Genomic DNA, 21,762 nt, shown 5'->3' with positions numbered 1-21,762 from the left:
TTTGACATGGGTTCGAGCGGTAAATGTTGATGTAGTTATATTCACTATATCTAATTAACTTTACTCTTTGGAGATACTCATGCTTAAAAAAACAACTTTAATCATTGCTTTAACCGCAAGCTCACTCACGTTCGCTGCCGACGCTTTAGTCAATGCCGATTGGCTGGCGAATAACAGTGATGTTGCCATTCTGGACATTCGTAGCTTGGATGCCTATATGGCTGGCCACATACCTGGAGCACTGTCTACACCTTACGCTGAAGGTTGGCGCGCAACGGTCAATGGCGTTAGCGGACAACTGCCACACCTCCCCGTTATTGAGCAAAAAATTGCTGCGTTAGGCATTGATGCGACAAGCCATGTTGTCATTGTCACATCGGGCACGAGTGCCAGCGATTATAGCGCTGCTTCGCGTGTGTATTGGACATTTAAAGTGCTTGGCCACGAAGAAGTGAGTATTTTAGATGGTGGTACTAAAGCTTGGCAGATGGGCGACTATACCATCAGTACAAGCTATCAAACCCCAACCACTGGCGAGTTTAGTGCCTCCATGCAGTCAGATATTCTAGCAACAACGGAGTTTCTAAAGGATCGACTAGAAACCGTACAGACCATTGACTCACGTTCAGCCGATTATTTTGATGGTACTGAAAAGTTCAGTGGTGCCCGGGTCGCGGGTACCTTGCCTGGCTCGGCTAACCTAAACAGCGGGACAGTCTTTACCGGCACAGACGTTTTGTACTTCAAAAAAAATGCTGAGCTTGAAGAACTCGCAAACACGGCCGGCGTAGATCTCAATGCCAGCTATACAGCAACCTTTTGTAACACTGGTCACTTAGGTGCAACCAACTGGTTCGTCTTATCTGAATTATTGGAAGTTCCTAATGTCGCGCTCTACGACGGATCTATTGTTGAATGGACCGCCGATGCAGATCGTCCAGTTCAAACCGCCAAGCGTGGATTGGGTAAACTATTCGGTTGGCTTTAATAGACTGCGGAGCAAATAGATTATGACGACGGTTATTTCTGATACTGCGCCGAAAGGCGCAACAGCCCCAAGCACACCTTGGGGCATTGACAGCTATATAACTTCCATTGCCTTTGCCACCATCGCAATTATTGGCGCACTCATCTGGCTTGAGACTGCGACTTTCTTAGTTGTTTTGTTTGGCATCGGTACGGTGCTGGGCATTGCCATGTTCCAAAGCTCACTTGGTTTTACCGGTGCATGGCGTAATTTTGTTTTGACCGGTCAAGCCACCGGTATGAGAGCTCAGTTAGTCATGCTTGCCGTGGCTTCTGTATTAATCATTCCTCTGGTTTCCGGTGCTATTGATGTCGGTGCGAGCGGTACAACTGCACCTCTGGGTGTTTCGTTGATTGTCGGGTCATTTATATTTGGCTATGGCATGCAACTCGGCGGCGCGTGTGGTTCGGGTACATTATTTACCGTAGGTTCGGGCAATTTGCGCATGCTGATTACCCTGTTCTTTTTTGTGGTTGGCGCTTTTTGGGGCTCGATGAACCACACTTGGTGGATGACACTGCCGGCCGCACCTTCCGTTGTTTTATACGACATGTTGGGACCCTGGTTAGCGATTGTTGCGCAACTGATCATCATATCTGCATTGTGGTGGTGGTTTGGGAAACGCGAAAAACGCTTAACGGGTAACACCGGTTGGGGCTTGATGGCCAAGGCAGAAACCAAAGGCCTGAAGCGATTTGTAACAGGACCTTGGCCGCTCTTATGGGCTGCGCTTATTTTAGCGGTGGGTAACATGCTCACGGTCATCATTGCAGGTTCACCTTGGGGGATTACATTTGCCTATGCATTGTGGGGCGCTAAAGGCGCTCAAGCCTTAGGTGTTGATGTGGTGAGCAACGCCTATTGGTCGACCCCGTTCGCTGCGAGCGCATTGGCAGATTCCGTTTTTATTAACGTAAATTCAGTGATGGCCATCGGTGTTATTTTGGGCGCAATGTTCGCGTCTGGTTTGTCGAACCGATTCAAAAAAGCCAGCCCTAAAACGTTACCATGGCGATCAATTGCTGCTGCAGTGATTGGTGGTCTGTTAATGGGTTATGGCGGTCGTGTCGGCTTTGGTTGCAACATTGGTGCTTTGTTCTCCGGTGTCGCTTCTGCCAGCATGCACGCATGGGTATGGTTCGGTTTTGCTTTCTTAGGCTCTTACTTTGGCATTAAATCTCGCCCATTTTTTGGTTTAGATAATTGAGGATGACATGATGAGAATTTACTCTAAAGCTCGTGTATCACTGGCGATGGTTGCCTTAGTGGCCTTATTGATGGTCGATCATCTTGGCAGCCCCACCTTTGCCTATAACATGGGTAACGGTGGCGATACGGCACTGCTAAAGCTTGATACCATTACCGGTTCCGGTTGCGGCGCACCGTAGGCAAAGCACTCACAATAGTTGGTAAGCTACTCCACCTAAGTGAGTTCAAGCTCAGTTGATTTACGTGTTATTCAAAAGGGGCTTCCGCCCCACTGCTGTTCCATAATTTAGAAGCGGTCCATTGCTTGGAATTCGGGTGTTTGAAACATGGATGTTTCAAACAAGCCCCCATGGACGGGTTTATGGCGACAGAAATTTCAAGCAATGGGCTGCTGAACCGTGCGTAATCTGTGAAATATTTATGGGACAGCAGGGGCTTTCGCCCCTTTTTTATTCATACATTGGCTGGAAATCTTGCGCGCTGCGATTAGCCATATCTTCGTAGGTATCCCATCGCAATGCGAGCGCTTCACTGGCTAACGCATTCAAGCGCTTGGCTTCTTCTGGATGAGACTTTTGCAATTGTACATAACGCTGCTCATTCGAACGATAGACTGAAAGCGGTATATGCGGTGGTAGGCAATCTAACTCAAACGGGTTCTCCCCAGACTGCCTCAACAATGGGTTATAGCGAAGCAATGGCCAATGCCCGGTGGCAACGGCAAGCTTTTGCTGCTCTAGGCCTTTACGCATATCTATACCATGGGCAATGCAATGGCTATAAGCCAATATCAATGAAGGTCCAGGGTACGCTTCTGCTTCACGTAAGGCTTGTAACGCTTGCTGAGGGTTTGCACCAAATGCAATACGCGCAACATAGACATTGCCGTAAGCAATCGCTTGAAGTGCCAAGTCTTTTTTACCCACCGGCTTGCCTCCGGCTGAAAACTTTGCGACTGCACCCAGTGGTGTCGCTTTTGACATTTGGCCACCAGTATTGGAATAAACTTCGGTGTCCATGACCAACACGTTTACATCTCGGCCGCTGGCCAAAACATGATCTAAACCGCCATAGCCAATATCGTAAGCCCAACCATCACCGCCCACAATCCAAACCGAACGACGCACAAATTGATCCGCAACCGAGGCCAACTCTTTAGCTTCTGAGCTGGAAAGTTTTTCAAGCTGCTCTTTCAAAATAGAGACACGCTGCCGTTGTTGCTCTATTTCTGTTTCGGTTATCTGCGCTGCGTTGACTAAGCCTTCCACATCACAATTTTTTAGCTTAGGGGCTAACGCGTTCAGCTTATCTACCGCGTGTTCATGGTGCTGGTCGGCGGTTAACCGGAAGCCTAAACCAAATTCTGCGTTATCTTCAAACAAGGAATTCGCCCATGCTGGACCGTGCCCTTTGGCATTTTTTTGCCAGGGTGTGGTGGGTAAGTTACCGCCATAAATAGACGAACACCCAGTCGCATTGGCCACCAACATGCGGTCACCAAAGAGTTGAGATACCAGTTTCAGGTAAGGTGTTTCTCCACAACCCGCACAGGCACCTGAAAACTCAAACAGCGGCTGTAAGAATTGCGCGCCGCGTACCGTGGAAAAATCAACGCGTGAGCGTTCTGGGTAATCTAACGCTTCAAAGAAAGCGAGGTTTACTATTTCCTGTGCAAGAATCTCGTTTGCTGGAACGTCAGTAAGCGCTTTAACGCTAGAATCCGTTTCACTGATGGCAGGGCAAGCTTCTATACAAAGTCCGCAGCCCGTGCAATCTTCCGCATAGAGCTGCAAGGCATAGCGAGTTTCTGGAAAACCGCGTGCCGTCGTTTCACACGATTTAAAAGAATCGGGTGCATCGACCAATGCATCTTGATGAAAGAACTTGGCTCTGATAGCTGCGTGCGGGCAGACAATGGAGCAGTTCCCGCATTGAATACAAATATCGGGCTGCCATTTCGGCAAGGTCTGCGCGATATTTCGCTTCTCCCATTGAGTTGTGCCGCTCGGATAGGTGCCATCAACAGGAATCAAACTAACGGGAATGAGATCACCCAAGCCATCCATCATTGGCTTGGTGACTTGTTGTACAAAGTCCGGCCAATGGCTGACACTTTTCTCGGCAATGTTTTGCGCAGTTGCCAGCTCAATTGTTAAAGGGTGCAAATTAGCTAGGGTATTTTCAATGGCCGTATAGTTTTTTTGAACAATTGCATCGCCTTTCTTTTGATAGCTTTTTTTAATCGCCTGGCGAATTTTATCCAGTGCCTCATCCTTTGGCATAACGTTGGCCAAAGCGAAGAAGCAGGTTTGCATGATGGTATTGATGCGTTGGCCCATACCGCTGAGCTCAGCAACATTCTTTGCATCGATTACAAATACATTTAATTTTTTATCAATAATGCTGTGTTGAATCTGACTTGGTAATTTTGCCCAAACTTCGGTCACTTTGTAGGGGGCGTTAATCAGCAACGTACCCTCTTGCTCGATATTGGCAAGCACTAATGGATTACTTAAAAATGAAAACTGATGAATAGACACAAAATTGGATTTTTGAATCAGGTAAGGCAAATCAATTGGATCGGGGCCAAAACGCAAATGCGAAATGGTCTGAGAACCTGATTTTTTAGAATCGTAAACAAAGTAACCTTGAGCAAAATAGCGATCATCCTCACCAATAATTTTTATACTGTTTTTATTGGCGCCCACCGTTCCATCTGAGCCTAAACCATAAAATAAGGCGCGAATGGTATTGGCAGGTTCTAGGATAAACGATTCATCGATGGGTAAATGACTGTGGCTAACATCATCTATAATGCCAACGGTAAAATTATTCTTTGGCTTTGCTTGTGCCAAATTGTCAAAAACTGCCTTCACCATGGCCGGTGTAAACTCTTTACTCGATAAGCCATAACGGCCACCAACACAGCGCGGCAGTTCGGTTATTTGGTCAAGCTGATAGGCTTCACTGAGCGCACTAGTGACATCAGCATATAAGGGTTCGGCAATACTGCCGGGCTCTTTGGTTCGGTCTAGGACGGCTATTTTTTTCACCTGTTTCGGCAACGCACTGAGTAAGTGAGCAGCGGAGAAAGGTCGATATAAATGAACCGCAATAGCGCCAACTTTTTCACCTTGTGCGGTTAACGAAGCAACAGTTTGACGTACCGTTTGCATACCCGAACCCATAATGATAATAATGCGCTCAGCATCTTCATCGCCAATATAATCGAACAGTTTATAGTATCGACCCGTGAGCTTACCAAACTTCTCCATGGCATTTTCAACCAGCGTAGGTAACTGTTGATAATATAAATTCGAAGATTCTCGACCTTGGAAATAAACATCTGGGTTTTGTGCGGTACCCCGTATGACTGGGTTTTCTGGGTTCAACGAGCGCGCACGGTGATCGTGCACCCACTGATCATCGATCATGTTTTTCAGTACATCGTCTTCGATCATTTCAACTTTATTCACTTCATGGGAAGTTCTAAAACCATCGAAGAAATGGATGAACGGCACGCGTGATTGCAGCGTAGCGGCGTGCGCAATCAAGGCTAAATCGTGTGATTGCTGTACGCTGTGTGAGCTTAACAACGCAAAACCAGTATTACGTACGGCCATCACATCTTGGTGATCGCCAAAAATAGACAGGGCTTGCGCCGCCAGTGAACGCGCGGCTACGTGAAAAACTGTCGGCGTTAATTCACCGGCAATCTTGTGCATATTTGGGATCATCAACATCAGACCCTGAGAAGATGTAAATGTGGTGGCTAATGAACCTGATTGCAATGCTCCATGAACCGCTCCGGCTGCTCCGCCTTCGCTTTGCATTTCGGTTACATTGGGTGACTGCCCCCAAATATTAACCCGACCTTGGTTTTTCCATTCATCCGCTAACTCAGCCATTGATGACGAAGGTGTAATTGGATAAATAGCACACACTTCACTTAAACGAAAGGCAACATCGACGGCGGCTTCATTACCATCGATCATTTTATAGGTTTTCTGCGTGGTCTTTTTCATCTCATTTACTCCGCAGCAATCATCGATATTGCATTGGTAGGGCATTGCAGTACGCAAGCTCCGCAACCGGTACAACGATCGTAGTCAATTCTATAACCGAGACCTTTGCCCATAATCTCAATGGCATTTTCAGGGCAGGCACCAAAGCAACTGTCGCATTCAAAACAATTACCACAGGAATAACATCGCTTGGCTTCATACAAAACCTCCGCCTCGGTTAACCCTTGTAGCACTTCGCGAAAATCCTGAGTACGCTCAGTGGGCGCTAGTTCTTTTTGTGTTTGTGTGCTGGCGTCGGTGTGATACCACAAACGCATATCTTCATACTCAATTATTGGTGGACTGGGTGGCTTTTGATAGCGCCGGTCATTCAGCCAACTGTGAATATGTGCTGCCGCTTTACGGCCATGACCTGTGGCATAGGTAACTGAGCGAGTGCCTGGTGTCATATCGCCACCGGCAAATAAACCAGGGTAACCGGTCATGAAGGTGTCATCGACTGAAACACTGCCATCTTCAGCAAGCTCAATACCTTCGATGCTTTCAAACAGCTTTGCTTCTATACGCTGCCCTAACGCAAGTATCACCGAATCGGCCGCCAATGTTTCAAACTCACCGGTTGGTTGCGGCCGACCTTGATCATCAAGTTCCATTTTTTCTACGTGAATCTCGCCTTGCTCAACACCTTTTATGGTGCGCAACCAATTGATTTTTATACCTTCCGCTTCTGCTTCATCTGCTTCGAAGCGGTGTGCTGGCATATGGTCACGATCACGGCGATAGATAATCATCGCTTCCTCGGCGCCTAATCTTTTTGCGGTTCTGGCGGCATCCATCGCCGTGTTACCACCGCCGTATACCGCCACCCGCCGTCCTAATACAGGCGTGTCACCACTTTCAATACTTTTTAAATAACTGACGGCGTCTAAAATTTTACAGGCATCACGCGAAGGGATATCAACTTGAGTGCCGATATGAGCACCAATCGAAACAAAAACCGCGTCAAAATAGCCGCGTTTTTTCTCATCTAACACATTATCGACTTTGCGGTTTAAGTGGATTTTCACGCCAAGTTTTTCAATACGTTTGATCTCGGCATCTAAGACCTTACGTGGCAAACGGTATACTGGAATGCCATATCGCAGCATGCCACCGGGTTTATCCGCTGCTTCGATAATTTCAACACTGTGACCTTTACGAGATAAGTGATAAGCCGCCGATAAACCCGCTGGGCCTGAGCCAACGACCAAAATGCGTTTTCCTGATGGGCCGTGCTGAGCATCAAACTGCCAGTTGTGCTCTATTGCCTGGTCACCTAAGAAACGCTCCATAGCATGAATGCTCACCGGCTCATCAACTTCCGTACGGTTACAGGCTTGCTCACAAGGGTGATAACACACTCGCCCATGCACTGCAGGCAGAGGGTTCACATCCGTTAAGGCACGCCAAGCGCGTTCGTAGTCTTTATTTTGTACAAAACTGATCCAATGCTGGATATTCTCACCAGCAGGACAACCCGCATTGCAAGGAGGGAGGAGGTTTTGATACCTCGGTCGTTCTTTATTGCTCACCCCGCTAGTTCGAGAATGAGCAATGTCAAAGCTTCGTGTCAGGTCTTTAGTGTTCATATAAAGGCTCCCGCGCAAACGAGCCTTTATATTAGACCTAGCTAAACTTTAGTTCACCTAAAAAACATGCGCTAGATCAATTAATGTACAGAAGAATAGTAAGTGACATAAAAGTTGTCCATCACATGCCTAAACTCGCAATAGTTTAATTTTAAGTTGTAGGCCGTTGTCTTATAAATAACTCACTCTAGGTAATTGTCTAGACTAACAAAGTGCTTACCCAAATCTAAAAGCATCTAAACAAACCAAATTGAATTGAGCTTTTTTGATATAAAGTGTATTTTTGATATGGAATATTTATTTTAAAAAGAGGGATTCACAGTGAACAAAAGACTTTTGTGGTTAGTAGCACCTTTAGCGATTGGCGTATTAGTAGGTTGTGAGCCAGTTGTTGATGAAGATGCTGAAGGAGACGGAGAAGAAACGACTGAAGAAGTTACTGGCTCTACAGAGTCTTCCGAAAATGGAGTCGTGGGCTCCGTGGTCGGTCTACCTGATGCCGATAGTTTTTCATTGTCTGTTGGTGGAGCTGTCGTGACTGGCGCATTGGATACTGACGGTGTAACCGTTAATCTTAGTGTTCAAGTGGCCGATAGACATAACCACCCAGTAATTGATGACACCGCAATTTCTTTTTGGACTGAGTATGGACACGTTAGCGAGTTCTGCTTAACAACTAACGGTTCTTGCTCTGTTACTTGGACAAGCGGCGGCGGCGGTTACAATGGCGTTTATAAGCCAAAGGATGGATTGTCAACTATTATAGCCTTTACTAAGGGTGAGGATTCATTCTTCGACGCTGGCGAGCGCAATGGTATTTATAATATAGCATCTGACTCTGCACTATTAACAAATGATGAAGCGATCTTATCGTCTCCAGAATTGTATTATGACCGAAATTTTGATGGGTATACATCAACACAATTCACTGACCTAGGCAGTAACCTCACAATTGATAACGATGCTTTCGTTGACTTAGATAAGAGCGGCAGCTTTACTGCTTCTTCTGCGAAATTTAGAGGAACCGAATGTAGCGCCGGTGCGATTGCAGCAGGCCATTGCGCCCAAGATCGCATACATGTTTGGGATAAAGCTCAGTTAGTTTTATCATACAGCGCGGATACGCCAACAATCGTTGTATCTAATGCATCTCCTGGTCTCAATACGCCGTTTACTGTCGATGTAGCCGACTCAAATGGAAACTTCCCTTCTGCAGGCACAAAAATATCGATCACTCCTGATGTAGCTGACGCTGCGTTTAAAGTTAACTTTCCTGGAGGAGACACTGTATTACCGGTAGGTAGTGCAGGTAAATTTCCTGCAACATTTAATGCCGAAATTACAGCAGGCGCTGCTGGCGGTACAAACCCAGCAACGATAGAAATTGAATACCTCGGCTTAACCTACAATAGGTCTATTACTTACTAGGCAAATACTTTGCCATTGAGAGTATCAAATAAAAAAGGGGCTTCGTCCCTTTTTTATTTTTGCATTTCTTATAAATTTCTAATCCTGATTATCTTATGAATTTTTAATTGCACCAAAACATTTAGTCAGATTTATTCGGACTCAACACCTCAGCCAAATTCTCACGACTCAATTCACCTTGAATTTCACCCTCTTCATCGACAACGGGAAGTGGGTAGGTGTTATCCAATGTTTCTGGAATCACATCCTCTAACTGATCGCCGGGTGCGAGTGATTGTTCGTTATCGTAATATTCAGTTGATAGCGGCTTATCATACTCGGATTGATCAACCTCTTCTAATTGTTCAAGTACAACGGCACCTTGGTAGCCATCACTGTCTACATGATAGGCGTACTCTTGTTTAGAGGTTCGCATTTGCTTTAGAGCTTCGCCGACGGTTTCTGCTGAAATTCTGAAAGCCGCGGGCTGCATGACGGTATCAACGGTTAAGGCTCGGGCTCGGTTTACGTCTCGGACAAACTTCTCTACGTAATCATCAGCCGGGTGCAGCAATATCTCAGCTGGCTTACCTACCTGAATCAACTCTCCGTCTTTCAATACCGCGATGCGATCACCAATGCGCAGTGCTTCGTCTAAATCATGGGTGATAAACACAATTGTTTTGTGCAGTTTGTCTTGTAAGTTCACCAATTGATCTTGCATTTCTGATCGAATCAATGGGTCAAGGGCTGAGAAAGCTTCATCCATTAATAAAATTTCTGCATCGGTGCAAAGTGCTCGGGCAAGTCCAACTCGTTGTTGTTGACCTCCTGAAAGCTGTGAAGGGTACTGGTTTTCATAGCCTGACAAACCGACATCTTCTAACCAAACCATGGCTTTATCGTGGCGTGTTTTTTTATCTATACCCTGAGCTTGCAAGCCAAAGGCGATATTTTCGATAATCGTATAGTGTGGCATGAGACCAAAGCGCTGAAACACCATCGACATTTTTTGCTGGCGAAAACTACGCAGCTCTTTTTGATCGAGCTCCATAATATTTTGGCCTTCAACAATTATTTCGCCTTCGGTAGGGTCTATCAAGCGATTAAAATGCCGAATTAATGTAGATTTTCCTGAGCCCGATAGCCCCATGATGACAAATATTTCGCCTTTTTTTATATCTAAATCGATCGCTTTTAAGCCTAAGGTGTGACCCGTTTGAGCAAGTACATCAGACTTACTCGCGCCACTTTTTACTAGGTCCATGTGTTTTTCGGCTTTGTCACCAAACAGCTTATAGAGCCCTTTAATTTTAATAAGTGGTTCAGTCATGACGATTTCCTAAATGCTGCTGAGAACGTTGCGCATAAGCTTGTGAAACTCGATCAAAAATAACGGCGAGCACAACAATGGCTAAACCATTCAATAAACCTAAGGTAAAGTATTGGTTGGTGATCGATTTTAACACTGGCTGACCCAAACCTTTCACACCAATCATTGATGCAATGACAACCATGGCTAATGCCATCATGATAGTTTGGTTTATGCCCGCCATGATGTTTGGCATCGCCAATGGCAATTGCACTCGCCAAAGTTTTAACCAGGAAGAAGACCCAAAGGCATCAGCGGCTTCGAGTACTTCTTTATCGACTAATCGAATACCTAGGTTGGTTAGACGAATAACCGGTGGAATAGCATAAATTATGACAGCAATGAGGCCAGGAATTTTGCCAATACCCAGCAACATAACAACCGGAATAAGATAGACAAAGGCTGGCATGGTTTGCATAATATCTAGGATCGGGGTAACAAAAGATTGCACGCGATTAGAGCGCGACATGAGTATGCCGATAGGAATACCGATACCAATAGAAAGGAATGTACAGACGGTAATAATACTCAGCGTACGCATGGTATCTTCCCACATACCAAAGTAGCCAATAAGGAAAAGTGATACGCCGACGCCGATGGTGAGTTTAATTGAGCGCGCGGCACCATGGGTAATTGCCAGGAGTATTGCAATCATTATCCACCAAGGAGTGGCTAGGAGTAATTTTTCAAACCAAATTAGAAACGCTAATAGTGGATCAAAAAAGGATTCTATAAGTTCGCCATATTCGCGAGAAAAATCTCGATATGCGCCATCAAGACCTTTGCGGATATCTAATAACTGAGATCGAGTAAGCTGAGGAAAGTCGGTTAACCAAGACATGTCATTTCTCTGATTTATTTAAAGTAAAATAATACTGAAACTTCCTAAAACAGAAAGTGGTTTTATTCTTGTCTTCTATGTTGAAGCTCAACCGATTGTTCGGCTGAGCTTCAATAAAAAGCAGAGGCTAAATTACATTGCTGCTTTAATTTTACTGGCTACTTCTTTAGGTACCCATGTTGCCCACAATGATTCCTGAGTTTCTAGGAAGTATTCTGCCGCGTATTCGCCATCTGCTTGGTTATCTTCCATCCAAGCCAATAAACGGTTCATCACATCATTCTTAACTGAACGCTTAGTGATGTATTCATAGGCTGCTGGCGTCTTTGTCGCAAACGATTCAGTTGTGATACTGAATACTTCTGAAGGTGGATACATAGTTGGTTTAGGATCTAGGCAGTCTGCTTGAGTAATACAACCATAGAAATGCTCTTTATCTGTGCCTGAACCAAAATCAACTTTCACCATTTCGTATTTGCCCAAAATCGCTGTTGGCGCCCAGTAATAACCTAGCCAAGCTTCTTTACGCTCATAAGCTTTTGCCAATGCACCGGCAAGACCTGCACCTGAACCCGGATCAACTAGCTCAAAGCCAGCGTCTTCCATTTCAAGGGCAATGAATAAGTTTTCATTGTTTATTTGGCAACCCCAGCCTGCTGGGCAACCCATAAACATAGACATATCTGGGTCTTCTGGATGTTCAAATATTTTAGCATTGGCTTTAACGCCTTCAATGGTTGCTAATGAAGGGTCTTCATCAACAAGATACTTAGGCACCCACCAGCCTTCTTCGCCACCATCGGTTAGCGAACGACCGGCATAACGTAAACGCTTTTCTTCTACGCCCTTGTCAATTGCCGCGCTAAAGTTACCAATCCAAAATTCTGGGGCAATGTCGGGCTCGCCTTTTTCAATCATTGAGGTACCGGTTGGCATAGTATCGCCAGGTACAATTTCAACGTCGCAGCCGTAACCATTTTCTAAGATGAAAGCGTCGACATAAGCCAGCAAGGTGGCAGAGCTCCAGTTCATATCTGCGATAGATACATCGCCGCATTCATCGGCAGCGAAGCTCATGGTGCTGCTTAAGGCAATAGCAGATCCGGCAATTAAGCCTAGTGATATTTTTTTCATGATTTCTCCAGAATATTATCTGTTTTATTAATTGATAAGAATAAGGGGCTTCGGCGGGAGTTAGCGAATTTACTAAACGCTAAGCTATAAAAAAGCCCCATTGTTAAGCTTGTTAACAACGTTGATTTACATCGACAATAAAATTTCACTAATGTGTTAGTAAAATGGCCGATGTGATCGTTCAGGTCAGAGAGAACTTCAGTACCTGTCTTTATGAACACAACAATATTATCTTTTAAGATTGATTAACTGCGAATCAATCTTAAAAACTTGTCCTTACTAGTGATTAGCTTTAACTCTAGCAAAGGTCCCGTAAATGCGCAAATAGGCTAGCAAGCTGATTTTTATTCGTCTTCGTCTATTTCTTCTTCGTCTAAATCAACAGGCTTGTATGTCCTTTGCTTGCTCTTGGCGATAATTTCTAAGTAAAAAGATGGCAGTTGTGCTTTTTCTGCTTCGTCCATATAGGCATTAATTTCCGATACATGGATAGTTTTTGCTTCTTCTTCTGATGGACCGTATTTGCAATCAAAGTCCCAAAAATCATCACCCTTAGGCAATTGCTTACGCTGCTCCCGCTTCATATATTTTTTAGCATCGTGTTTAGCGGCTTCAATTATACGAGCTAGGTTCAGTTTTGGATGAGTCAGTAGGTAAGTTTTTTTCATAATATTCCCATATTTTTAATTTACGCCACTGTAATGATTTTCTGCCGTACAGCAACATATTCAACCGCTTTAATGATCTTTTAACTCTAGTTGATGTTTTTATCGATAGCTAAGGCATTGTTTCCTTAAAATTTGCACCTCTTTTCAATCAATCCCCTAGAATTACAAGATGCTCTGTAGGTACACTGCATACATCCTAACTATTTTGAGCATGATTATTATGGCCTTTGAATTACAGCCGTTAGCAACTAATACCCCTGGGCAACAATCTAATTTAGCAATTCATCGCTTCGGCCCAACTTCAGGGCAAAAAGTCTATATTCAGGCGGGGTTACACGCCGATGAACACCCTGGTCTGTTGGTAGCACAGCATTTAATTGAACGACTAGCTCAGCTAGAACAAGCCGATCAGTTAAAGGCTCATTTCGTCATCGTGCCTTTCGCTAATCCTATTGGCTTAAAACAACGCATTTTTGGTCATGTAAATGGTCGTTGTGATTTGGCCACCGGACAGAACTTTAACCGCGGTATGTCAATTGAACGAGCCCAAATTAGTGACTTGACTGAGCTTGCTTTCACTGCCGACCTACAAAGTAATGATGTTCTTTTTCGGCAATGGCTATTAACTCAAATCGAACAGCGTAAGCCTTCCTTCGAAATAGCAGCGCTTCATCAAGCTCTTCTTAGTCACTCTATAGATGCACACTACGTACTCGATCTACATTGCGATGACGTAGCATTGCCACACGTTTTTTATGGTTCCCATCAACATGAGGACGGGCAATTACTAGCCCACTGCATGTCTGCGAACGTAGCATTGGAAGAAGATGTCACCGGCACTGTGGCTTTTGATGGCAGCCACACGCAACCTTGGATTTTGATGCAAGCCCTACATTCTGAGTCACTGTTCAAGCAGCCTTGTTTTGCAGCTACCCTAGAACTTCGCGGCCAGGCAGATGTAAGTCCTGTATTGGCAGATCAGGACGCAGAAGGTATTTTGAACTTTTTTTTGCAAAAAGGTCTAATAAACAATCTAGAAATAGACGCAATGAAAGAACAGCCCTTGAAAACAATTGGTGTTGATCAAGTAAAATTGGTCAACGCAACGGCCCCTGGCATTGTGACCTACAACTGCGACTTAGGCGACTTTGTGAAAGCTGGCGATGTGATTGCGCAAATTGCCCTGCTCGACCAACCCACCGCCACTAAAATCAATATTGCGGCACCCTGCGATGGACTGGTATTCAGCCAAACTCAACATTTCTATGCCAACCCAGGCCAAACCATTGCAATGCTAGCGACGAATGAACGCCAGCAAGCAGCAGGGACTCAACTGGCGTTTTAAGCGCGATCAAAAGAAGGTAGCAGCGAAAAAACAACCGAGAATAAAGTACGAACACGGTTGTTTTTTAGGTCTCTAGTGCGCTTCAATAGAGATTCACTTTCATTAATTGAGGCTAATACATGAAGTTATCACTCGCACAAAGCATCGTGATCACTGCGTTACAACTCGCAGCTCATGATAATAAGAGCATTGCCGTCGCGGTCGTAGATGACCACGGCGAATTAATCGCCTTTAACAAAATGGATGGCTGTGCTTTTCATGCGGTTGTCTTAGCTCAAAACAAAGCCTACACCGCCGCGCGCGAAAATCAGCCAACCTCCAGCCTCGCACAATGGGCAAAGGCGACCGGAAAAGACATGGGTTATTGGACCGACCCTCGTTTCACTGGCATAGCTGGCGGCGTACCCATCGAATTAGATGGCGACATGATCGGTGCGATAGGGATTAGTGGGTTAAGCGAAGAGCAAGATGAAGCTTTAGCCATGAAAGCCATATAACTAACAGTCTTTTTCTAGCCGCTTTCCTAGGCCAATAACCCGATCGTCACCATAGCCTAGGGCGGCATAAAAATCGATTACAGCCGAATTACTCGAACGGACCTGCAAGTTTATTTTTGGACAGCCCAATTGAGCTATTTTTTCTTCCACAAATTGCATCAATTGTTTCGCCAATCCTTGTCGCTGCATGGCAGGTTTGACGGCTAAATAATTAATCCAACCTCGATGACCTTCATAGCCCCCCATTACCGTCGCAACTAATTCACCTTTCACACAACCAACTAAAAATAATTCAGGGTTTACCTTCATCTTGCGATTGATATCTTTGTTGGGATTATTTTGCTGGGTCGTCAAACTACACTCTTGCCATAAATCAATAACCGCTTTTCTATCGCACTCTTCAAACTGTCTAATTTCTAACTCACTAATTTTCACTTTGATTCCCATTTTAAAATGCCATAAACGTTTTATTCATAATAAAACCTTGCATCAAACACGACAAGTATCAGTTTTTTTCAATTATTTTCAAAAAAACTTGATTCCTATGTAAATATAATGCAGGAGCTTGCTTATAATATTTGTTCGAGTATCCTTAACTTCGTCCCTAACGATTGAACGGGTGTGAACATGAAAATAATTATTCGACTATTTAACAGGAGAGGCGCTCTCATCTTACCCTACTAGGGAGCGTTTTCTCGCTCACTTTTGTATCTCCTACTTTTTAATAATTTAATTTTTTTAGGTTAATTCATATGGATATTTTAGCCCCATCATTTTTTATGATAACGCTGAATCGCTTACGCGAATATTTATTAACAAGACCTTGGGGGGTGTTAATGAATCCTATTTCTTTGGCTCGCATATTTGAACTAGTTGATATTGAAAAAGCAACTAAAGCCAATACTATTCAGCGAGCAAAGATTGGCAGTGAGGTGAAACTTTTAGATAAGCAAACCTCTACTATTTCAAGAATTACACTGACCGAACCAGAAAACAGTAACCCCAATTTAGGAAAAATTTCCTACCTGTCTCTATTGGGCTCGGAACTGTTAGGTGTAGTGCCCGGCGAAAAAATCAGCGTCGGTATTTTAGGAAGAGCAGTTAACTTTCAGGTTCTGGGTATTAAAGACACCCAGTTAGATAGCAGGAGGTGATTATAAGTTTACATTATTGAAAGCTTTGAGTTCTTTGAATAACTGATAAGAGGATGTCAATGTGTCTAGAAATGTAAAGAAAAAACCGCAACGCACGTTAAAAGAAAAGCGTAACAAGAAAAAAGATAAACGTAAAAACGCGGATGAATAAGTATCAAAAAACAAGGTGCTTTAGGCACCTTGTTCGTTTCTATCATTTAATATCAGGCTACAATATTAAAATCTAGACAATCCCTTGCTCGATCATCGCATCAGCAACACGCTTAAACCCAGCAATGTTTGCACCGAAAACCAAATTCCCAGGCTGACCAAACTCAGTTGCTGTATTGTTGGCGGTATCGAAAATATTTTTCATAATTTCTTTTAACCGCTCATCGACCTTTTCAAAGGTCCAACTCTGCATACTTGCGTTCTGAGCCATTTCTAATTGACTGGTGGCAACACCACCCGCGTTAGCGGCTTTACCTGGCCCATAGGCAATTTTTGCTTCAATGAACACATCTACCGCTTTTGCCGTTGAAGGCATATTTGCACCTTCACTGACCACCACACAGCCGTTTGCTATCAATGCTTGAGCATCGGTTTCTGAAAGTTCGTTCTGTGTTGCACATGGGAATGCTGCTTCAGCGGTGAAGCGCCAGACCGCATTACCATCTTCTGGATAATCAGCAACTGGAACATATTTCGCATCAGAGTGAGTTTCTAAATATTTATCTAAACACTCCGAACACTCTTCTTTTAACTGCTTAAGCAATACTAAGTCGATCCCTTTTTCGTGGTAAAGCGCACCACGAGAATCTGAACAACTTACGGGCACCGCACCTAATTGGTAGAGTTTCTCGATCGCATAGATGGCGACATTACCTGCACCCGAAACGAGGCACTTTTTGCCTTTTAAGGAATCGCCTCTATCGGCCAACATGTAATCTGCAAAGTAGACCGCACCGTAGCCGGTCGCCTCTTTGCGCACCAGCGAGCCGCCCCACAATAGACTTTTACCCGTTAACACACCTTCATAGCGGCCCGTTAAGCGTTTGTATTGACCAAACATATAGCCAATCTCTCGTGCGCCAACACCAATATCACCTGCAGGCACGTCGGTTGTTGGGCCAATGTGTCGGTAAAGTTCACTCATAAAAGATTGGCAAAAGCGCATAATTTCTGCATCGCTGCGCCCTTTTGGATCAAAGTTTGCACCACCTTTGCCCCCACCAATGGCTAAGCCAGTTAAGGCATTTTTAAAAATTTGTTCAAAGCCGAGAAATTTAATAATGCTAGCGTTAACACTTGGGTGGAAGCGCAAACCGCCTTTATATGGGCCTAAGGCGGAGTTAAACTCAACTCGATAGCCTTTGTTTACTTGGATATTTCCATTGTCATCCATCCATGGGACTCGGAACATAATCTGACGTTCAGGCTCGACCATACGTTGGATAATGGCTTGCTGCTGATAACAAGCTGAGCTTTCAAGTATCGGTTCAAGGGAATCTAATACCTCTTCTACCGCTTGATAAAACTCTGCCTGTGCAGGACTGGAATGCTTTAAGTCAGAAATGGTTTTGTGAATGTACGTCATAAAGGTATTAGACCTTAAGTTAGCAAATTGGGTGTCGAATTAATTTGACCAACCATCAAATTAAGGAAATTCGGCAGGCTATTATAAGGTTTCTTGGGTATTTATTCAGCAAAATCGAGACGGCACGCGGACTTGGGAATAGTACGCAGACCACAAAGTGAAAACTGGGCGTAACTCCTTTTGCTGCCTAGCCTTGCGAGATAATTACTTAAAAATTGCAGTGCCGTTAATTAACGTTGAAACAACATGTTGCGAAATTAACACCAACCAAAGTTCCATTTTGGTGCACTAAAGCGGTCAAATTTAGTGCACCACCAATTGCCTCATAATCCTTCAAGTGGTTCAAAATGAGGAATTACTTAAGCTTTGGAGGATAAGAAATTTAGCCGCTGAAAAAGCCAAGGTGCCCCTGCAGAAACCCAAAAGCCAATACAACCATAGCGAATAAGATCACTGATCATCTCTGGAAATGGTAGCAAGGGCTTTAGCGCAGCTTTAATGACCACCAGCATAAGCAAACCTATTGCATAGCGCGTCAACTTTTGCCATAGCACGCCTTCTATCTTAAAGTTTAAGTATTTACGCTCTAACTGAATACCGGCAAGAAAACCAATGGATGCACCAAAAGAAACAACCAGTGGTTTGTTATCCGGGTAAAGAAAGTAGGCAATTGCAAAGGGGACAATCACCAACCACAAATAAGACATTTTATTTTCGCGTTCGCAGTAACTAAATAATCGGTCGATGAAAAAAACCCAGAGTAACCCGAAAAAGATGCCCGCAATTACATCCGTAAACCAATGTACGCCTAGGTAGAGTCGAGAAATGGCAACAAGGACAATCATGACGGATGCAAGTACCGCGATCCAACGACGACGAATACCCAGAGCAGCAGCAAACCAAAATGATGTAGCACTTTGCGCATGGCCGCTAGGGAACGAATAACCCGGAGCGGTTTCTAAGCGCATAGATTCAACACCAGTTACACCGATCGGGCGATCAATGGCAAAGATGTCTTTTAGGGTTGGGTTAAAAACAGTACTTGTTAAGAATGCAAAGCCAACGCGTTGCGCTAAGTATTTATTTTGACACCACATAAACCATGCTGCAACGGCAATAATAAATAACTCTTCTGCCGATATCGTAATCAGCAGAAAGAACTGATCTAACACAGGATTCTTAAAACTCTGCACCCAAGTTAGTATATTTAACTGCCACTCCATCACATGCTCCTACTTATTTTTATTTTAATTTCTTAGGTCAACGAATATCAAACTGAGGCATCTAGTTAAGCTTCGTAACTTGATAGCCATATTTTTCAAACTGTTTCAACAGACCGTGTGGCCCTGCCATGTGCAGCGCTCCAACCGCAACACACTGTGTTTGCATGGAGCTTTTTGCCAGCAGGGTTTTCATCCATTTATCATTGCGTTGATTCAATAAGATCCGCTCAACATCTGGATAGTCTTCAAAGTCAGCTTGTTGGTATAACGAAGCAATATCACCTTGCTGCCAGTAGCGCACTAGGTCTTCAACCAGCTTCTCAACATTTTCCATATCGTTAGTTGAAAACTCAATAAAGTCATCTGTATATTGGCTGCCAATTTCATCTAACATGGCCATTTGCCACATTAAAGATTCCAAGCCTTCCGTCGGTATGCCATCGCGCGCGGCCCAACCGGCTAGGTAGCCATCTAGTCCTTTTTCTATTTCAAATCCTTGCATTTGCATAATCGTAACGGTTAGAACATTAACCGCGGCCCATGGCTTAAGGCCTTGGAAGAGCACTAAGTCAAGACCCGCGAGTGCGGCTAATTCATTAAGTTTTTTATGGCTTGCTTTAGTCAACAGACTCTCAATACTTTGATCGGGAGGCAAGAGCATTAGCTTTTGCGCTTCAAGCAGTAGACTCGTATCTTCCATCTCTGCTTGGTCAACTTCTAGCCATAATTTTTGGCATTGAGAAAAAACTCGTTCATAAACGGGCGGCAAGGGGTAGGCATCTGGCTTGAGCACATGAATAGTGCCAAATAAATAAAAATCTTTTTCGCCACTAACGTGCCAAATGGAAGCAGCGTGAACAGTCGAACTTATAAGTAACAACATGGCAATCAGTAGGCGCATTGAATTCTCCTTAACCTTTCAATCTTGAATCAATGCGCGCTACTCTAGCACATACAAAATAGGCTTCTCTATGGCTTTGCGGTTACTTTAGCGTTATGAGCACAAACGCAACAAGTAAATAGGCTATTCAACTTTGGCAGAGAGCGCCTTTTCTATTTCTGGTCGGATTAACTGTGCTACGCGATCATCTAACATCGCTACACGCATACGACGGTTTAAGACATCATCTGCGGTAACAGCACCTTCGTAATTTAACGCCCAACTAATTTCAGCGCGGATGTAGGCTTCACCTTCAACAAGCCGCTCGACACTCCCTTGAGCGATAACATCAGGCGCTCGGTCGCCATAGGCTTGCCACAAATGTGTTTGGATATCTTCCGGCAAATGAGCCATGGCTTGTTTTGCAGCGCTGGCATCAGCTTTTGCGCCGACTAATTTTAAGTTATACGTATCGCAAGGCTTCGCTGCAATGCTGTTCACTTTCAACGCATGATCAACGCAATCTTCTGCCATTCTACGCCAAGTTGTCCACTTTCCACCGGTCAAACTAATAAGACCATTGTCATCGAGAACGACGTGATCGCGTGTTATTGAAGCGGTAGATTGTGCGTCTGGGTCTGATACCAAAGGACGTAGACCAGACCAAACCGACGTTATTTCGCTGCGTTTAATCGGTGTTTCTAACCAAGCATTGGCTGTTTCTAGTACATAATTTATTTCAGCTTCGCTAACGCCAGGCTCTAGCGATAATTCCGCTGGGTCATCCGTTGTACCCAGCAATGTTTTGCCCAACCAAGGTAAAATGAATAACACTCGGCCATCTGGTGTTTCTGGCACTAGGATGCCACGTCCTTCAGGGAGCATTGCTCGATCAATTAAGACATGAACACCGCTTGATACCGTCATCATTTTCTTGAAATCCGGGTTCGCCATTTCTCGCAAATGATCCGTCCATGGTCCGGTCGTATTGACCACGACTTTAGCCTTAATATCGAAACTCGATTGGCTCTGCAAATCTTTGCAGGTCACCCCAGTTACTTTGCCAGCAGTTTTTGTTAACTGAGAGACTTCAGTATAATTTAACGCGTGGCCACCCATTTCAATTCCGGTACGAATCATCGAAATACCGAATCGGGCATCATCAAACTGACCATCGTAGTAACTCACGCCACCCGTGAGTGATTTGGTCTCTAAATCAGGGCAGATTCGCTTTAGTGCAGCTTTGTTTTCAATTTTTGAAGGGCCTATTTTTTCACTGCCCGATAAGAAGTCATAAACGCCGAGTCCAATTCGAAAGTAAGGCAAGCCGATTATGCCTTTGACTGGTGTGACTAGGTTAAGCGGCCAGGCTAAATGCGGTGCCATATACAACATACGCTTACGCTCGGATAACGCTTCTTTAACCAATTGGTATTTACCAATGTTTAACTCTTTAACCGCTTGTTCTAAGTAGCGTACGCCGCCATGCACAAGCTTTGTAGAGCGACTGGAGGTACCGGCCATGTAGTCTTGCTTATCTATGATTGCAGCGCTGAGCCCCCTACTCAGGGCGTCTAAAAATACGCCTGCACCACTAGCACCTGCACCGATGATCAGCACATCAAATTCTTTATTAGCGATGCTGTTTACTTGCTCTTTTCGAGACCAGGGCTGATGGGTAGTTTGCGAGTTCATGACGGTGTCCTGATTGGGTTTTATTCAAGCTTACGCCAATGTTCGCTAGTAACAATATATTTTCGTTATATGTTCGTTATT

Annotated in this window: 18 protein-coding genes; 7 read left to right on the top strand and 11 right to left on the bottom strand. The window is 44.4% G+C overall.

Annotated features, from left to right (window positions below):
- Positions 1–79: 79 nt before the first annotated feature.
- From ACI882_RS13325 to ACI882_RS13315, 3 genes are read left to right on the top strand one after another with little or no spacing between them, the layout of a single operon-like run.
- Positions 80–988, top strand: coding sequence for a sulfurtransferase (locus tag ACI882_RS13325; RefSeq protein ID WP_411743822.1), 909 nt, complete (start codon positions 80–82; stop codon positions 986–988).
- Between the two features lie 22 nt (positions 989–1,010).
- Complete coding sequence (locus ACI882_RS13320; protein WP_411743823.1) at positions 1,011–2,234, top strand: YeeE/YedE family protein; 1,224 nt, start codon at positions 1,011–1,013, stop codon at positions 2,232–2,234.
- Positions 2,235–2,241: 7 nt separating this feature from the next.
- Positions 2,242–2,415 carry a hypothetical protein gene (locus tag ACI882_RS13315; protein WP_411743824.1) on the top strand — a complete coding sequence of 58 codons (174 nt, stop codon included), beginning with the start codon at positions 2,242–2,244 and terminating at the stop codon, positions 2,413–2,415.
- A 270-nt stretch (positions 2,416–2,685) separates the two neighbouring features.
- On the opposite strand, the gene nifJ is transcribed toward ACI882_RS13315, so the two are convergent.
- Both nifJ and ACI882_RS13305 read right to left on the bottom strand, forming a co-directional pair.
- Entirely contained in the window at positions 2,686–6,261 is a 3,576-nt protein-coding gene (gene nifJ / locus ACI882_RS13310) for a pyruvate:ferredoxin (flavodoxin) oxidoreductase (RefSeq protein ID WP_411743825.1), read from the bottom strand.
- Between the two features lie 5 nt (positions 6,262–6,266).
- The gene (locus ACI882_RS13305; protein ID WP_411743826.1) at positions 6,267–7,889 is read right to left on the bottom strand and encodes an NAD(P)-binding protein; all 1,623 of its coding nucleotides are present in this window, start codon (positions 7,887–7,889) and stop codon (positions 6,267–6,269) included.
- Positions 7,890–8,210: 321 nt separating this feature from the next.
- Here ACI882_RS13305 and ACI882_RS13300 point away from each other — a divergent pair, with 321 nt between their 5' ends.
- Positions 8,211–9,317: a hypothetical protein gene (locus ACI882_RS13300; protein WP_411743827.1), complete on the top strand. Its 1,107-nt coding sequence runs from the start codon at positions 8,211–8,213 to the stop codon at positions 9,315–9,317.
- Positions 9,318–9,438: 121 nt separating this feature from the next.
- Here the strand turns inward: ACI882_RS13300 and ACI882_RS13295 are convergent, their stop codons facing one another.
- The 4 genes from ACI882_RS13295 to ACI882_RS13280 all read right to left on the bottom strand — a co-directional run bounded on the left by ACI882_RS13295 (position 9,439) and on the right by ACI882_RS13280 (position 13,311).
- On the bottom strand, positions 9,439–10,629 hold the full coding sequence (locus ACI882_RS13295) for a quaternary amine ABC transporter ATP-binding protein (protein ID WP_411743828.1): 1,191 nt from the start codon (positions 10,627–10,629) through the stop codon (positions 9,439–9,441).
- Positions 10,622–11,509, bottom strand: coding sequence for an ABC transporter permease (locus tag ACI882_RS13290; protein WP_411743829.1), 888 nt, complete (start codon positions 11,507–11,509; stop codon positions 10,622–10,624). The genes ACI882_RS13295 and ACI882_RS13290 overlap by 8 nt, the downstream gene beginning before the upstream one ends.
- A 132-nt stretch (positions 11,510–11,641) precedes the next feature.
- Positions 11,642–12,643: a glycine betaine ABC transporter substrate-binding protein gene (locus ACI882_RS13285; RefSeq protein WP_411743830.1), complete on the bottom strand. Its 1,002-nt coding sequence runs from the start codon at positions 12,641–12,643 to the stop codon at positions 11,642–11,644.
- Between the two features lie 344 nt (positions 12,644–12,987).
- A complete protein-coding gene (locus tag ACI882_RS13280) occupies positions 12,988–13,311 on the bottom strand; it encodes a DUF6172 family protein (RefSeq protein ID WP_411743831.1) in 324 nt (107 codons plus the stop codon).
- A gap of 220 nt (positions 13,312–13,531) precedes the next feature.
- On the opposite strand from ACI882_RS13280, the gene ACI882_RS13275 reads away from it, so the two are divergent.
- The gene (locus ACI882_RS13275; protein WP_411743832.1) at positions 13,532–14,656 is read left to right on the top strand and encodes a succinylglutamate desuccinylase/aspartoacylase family protein; all 1,125 of its coding nucleotides are present in this window, start codon (positions 13,532–13,534) and stop codon (positions 14,654–14,656) included.
- Positions 14,657–14,775: 119 nt separating this feature from the next.
- Positions 14,776–15,153 (top strand): GlcG/HbpS family heme-binding protein, encoded by a 378-nt coding sequence (locus ACI882_RS13270; protein WP_411743833.1) that lies wholly within the window; start codon positions 14,776–14,778, stop codon positions 15,151–15,153.
- On the opposite strand, the gene ACI882_RS13265 is transcribed toward ACI882_RS13270, so the two are convergent.
- Entirely contained in the window at positions 15,154–15,588 is a 435-nt protein-coding gene (locus ACI882_RS13265; protein ID WP_411746275.1) for a GNAT family acetyltransferase, read from the bottom strand.
- Positions 15,589–15,905: 317 nt separating this feature from the next.
- Here ACI882_RS13265 and ACI882_RS13260 point away from each other — a divergent pair, with 317 nt between their 5' ends.
- On the top strand, positions 15,906–16,307 hold the full coding sequence (locus ACI882_RS13260; protein WP_411746276.1) for a GreA/GreB family elongation factor: 402 nt from the start codon (positions 15,906–15,908) through the stop codon (positions 16,305–16,307).
- Positions 16,308–16,530: 223 nt separating this feature from the next.
- Here the strand turns inward: ACI882_RS13260 and gdhA are convergent, their stop codons facing one another.
- The 4 genes from gdhA to ACI882_RS13240 all read right to left on the bottom strand — a co-directional run bounded on the left by gdhA (position 16,531) and on the right by ACI882_RS13240 (position 21,681).
- Positions 16,531–17,883 (bottom strand): NADP-specific glutamate dehydrogenase, encoded by a 1,353-nt coding sequence (gene gdhA / locus ACI882_RS13255; protein ID WP_411743836.1) that lies wholly within the window; start codon positions 17,881–17,883, stop codon positions 16,531–16,533.
- A gap of 359 nt (positions 17,884–18,242) precedes the next feature.
- Positions 18,243–19,106, bottom strand: coding sequence for a phosphatase PAP2 family protein (locus ACI882_RS13250; RefSeq protein WP_411743837.1), 864 nt, complete (start codon positions 19,104–19,106; stop codon positions 18,243–18,245).
- A 61-nt stretch (positions 19,107–19,167) separates the two neighbouring features.
- Complete coding sequence (locus ACI882_RS13245; RefSeq protein ID WP_411743838.1) at positions 19,168–20,007, bottom strand: TraB/GumN family protein; 840 nt, start codon at positions 20,005–20,007, stop codon at positions 19,168–19,170.
- Between the two features lie 123 nt (positions 20,008–20,130).
- Positions 20,131–21,681: an FAD-dependent oxidoreductase gene (locus ACI882_RS13240; RefSeq protein WP_411746277.1), complete on the bottom strand. Its 1,551-nt coding sequence runs from the start codon at positions 21,679–21,681 to the stop codon at positions 20,131–20,133.
- Between the last annotated feature and the right edge of the window lie 81 nt (positions 21,682–21,762).

The sequence above is a fragment of the Reinekea sp. genome (assembly GCF_046710285.1).
In the GTDB taxonomy this organism is placed as follows: Bacteria; Pseudomonadota; Gammaproteobacteria; order Pseudomonadales; family Natronospirillaceae; genus Reinekea.
This window is presented reverse-complemented; position numbering and strand designations above follow the sequence as displayed.

Bases quoted from the DNA above. Each gene is read 5' to 3' on its own strand.
- ACI882_RS13305 (WP_411743826.1), bottom strand. From the start codon at position 7,889: ATGAACACTAAAGACCTGACACGAAGCTTTGACATTGCTCATTCTCGA.
- ACI882_RS13295 (WP_411743828.1), bottom strand. From the start codon at position 10,629: ATGACTGAACCACTTATTAAAATTAAAGGGCTCTATAAGCTGTTTGGT.
- ACI882_RS13280 (WP_411743831.1), bottom strand. From the start codon at position 13,311: ATGAAAAAAACTTACCTACTGACTCATCCAAAACTGAACCTAGCTCGT.
- ACI882_RS13290 (WP_411743829.1), bottom strand. From the start codon at position 11,509: ATGTCTTGGTTAACCGACTTTCCTCAGCTTACTCGATCTCAGTTATTA.
- ACI882_RS13260 (WP_411746276.1), top strand. From the start codon at position 15,906: ATGGATATTTTAGCCCCATCATTTTTTATGATAACGCTGAATCGCTTA.
- nifJ (WP_411743825.1), bottom strand. From the start codon at position 6,261: ATGAAAAAGACCACGCAGAAAACCTATAAAATGATCGATGGTAATGAA.
- ACI882_RS13275 (WP_411743832.1), top strand. From the start codon at position 13,532: ATGGCCTTTGAATTACAGCCGTTAGCAACTAATACCCCTGGGCAACAA.
- gdhA (WP_411743836.1), bottom strand. From the start codon at position 17,883: ATGACGTACATTCACAAAACCATTTCTGACTTAAAGCATTCCAGTCCT.
- ACI882_RS13320 (WP_411743823.1), top strand. From the start codon at position 1,011: ATGACGACGGTTATTTCTGATACTGCGCCGAAAGGCGCAACAGCCCCA.
- ACI882_RS13270 (WP_411743833.1), top strand. From the start codon at position 14,776: ATGAAGTTATCACTCGCACAAAGCATCGTGATCACTGCGTTACAACTC.
- ACI882_RS13240 (WP_411746277.1), bottom strand. From the start codon at position 21,681: ATGAACTCGCAAACTACCCATCAGCCCTGGTCTCGAAAAGAGCAAGTA.
- ACI882_RS13250 (WP_411743837.1), bottom strand. From the start codon at position 19,106: ATGGAGTGGCAGTTAAATATACTAACTTGGGTGCAGAGTTTTAAGAAT.
- ACI882_RS13245 (WP_411743838.1), bottom strand. From the start codon at position 20,007: ATGCGCCTACTGATTGCCATGTTGTTACTTATAAGTTCGACTGTTCAC.
- ACI882_RS13325 (WP_411743822.1), top strand. From the start codon at position 80: ATGCTTAAAAAAACAACTTTAATCATTGCTTTAACCGCAAGCTCACTC.
- ACI882_RS13285 (WP_411743830.1), bottom strand. From the start codon at position 12,643: ATGAAAAAAATATCACTAGGCTTAATTGCCGGATCTGCTATTGCCTTA.
- ACI882_RS13315 (WP_411743824.1), top strand. From the start codon at position 2,242: ATGATGAGAATTTACTCTAAAGCTCGTGTATCACTGGCGATGGTTGCC.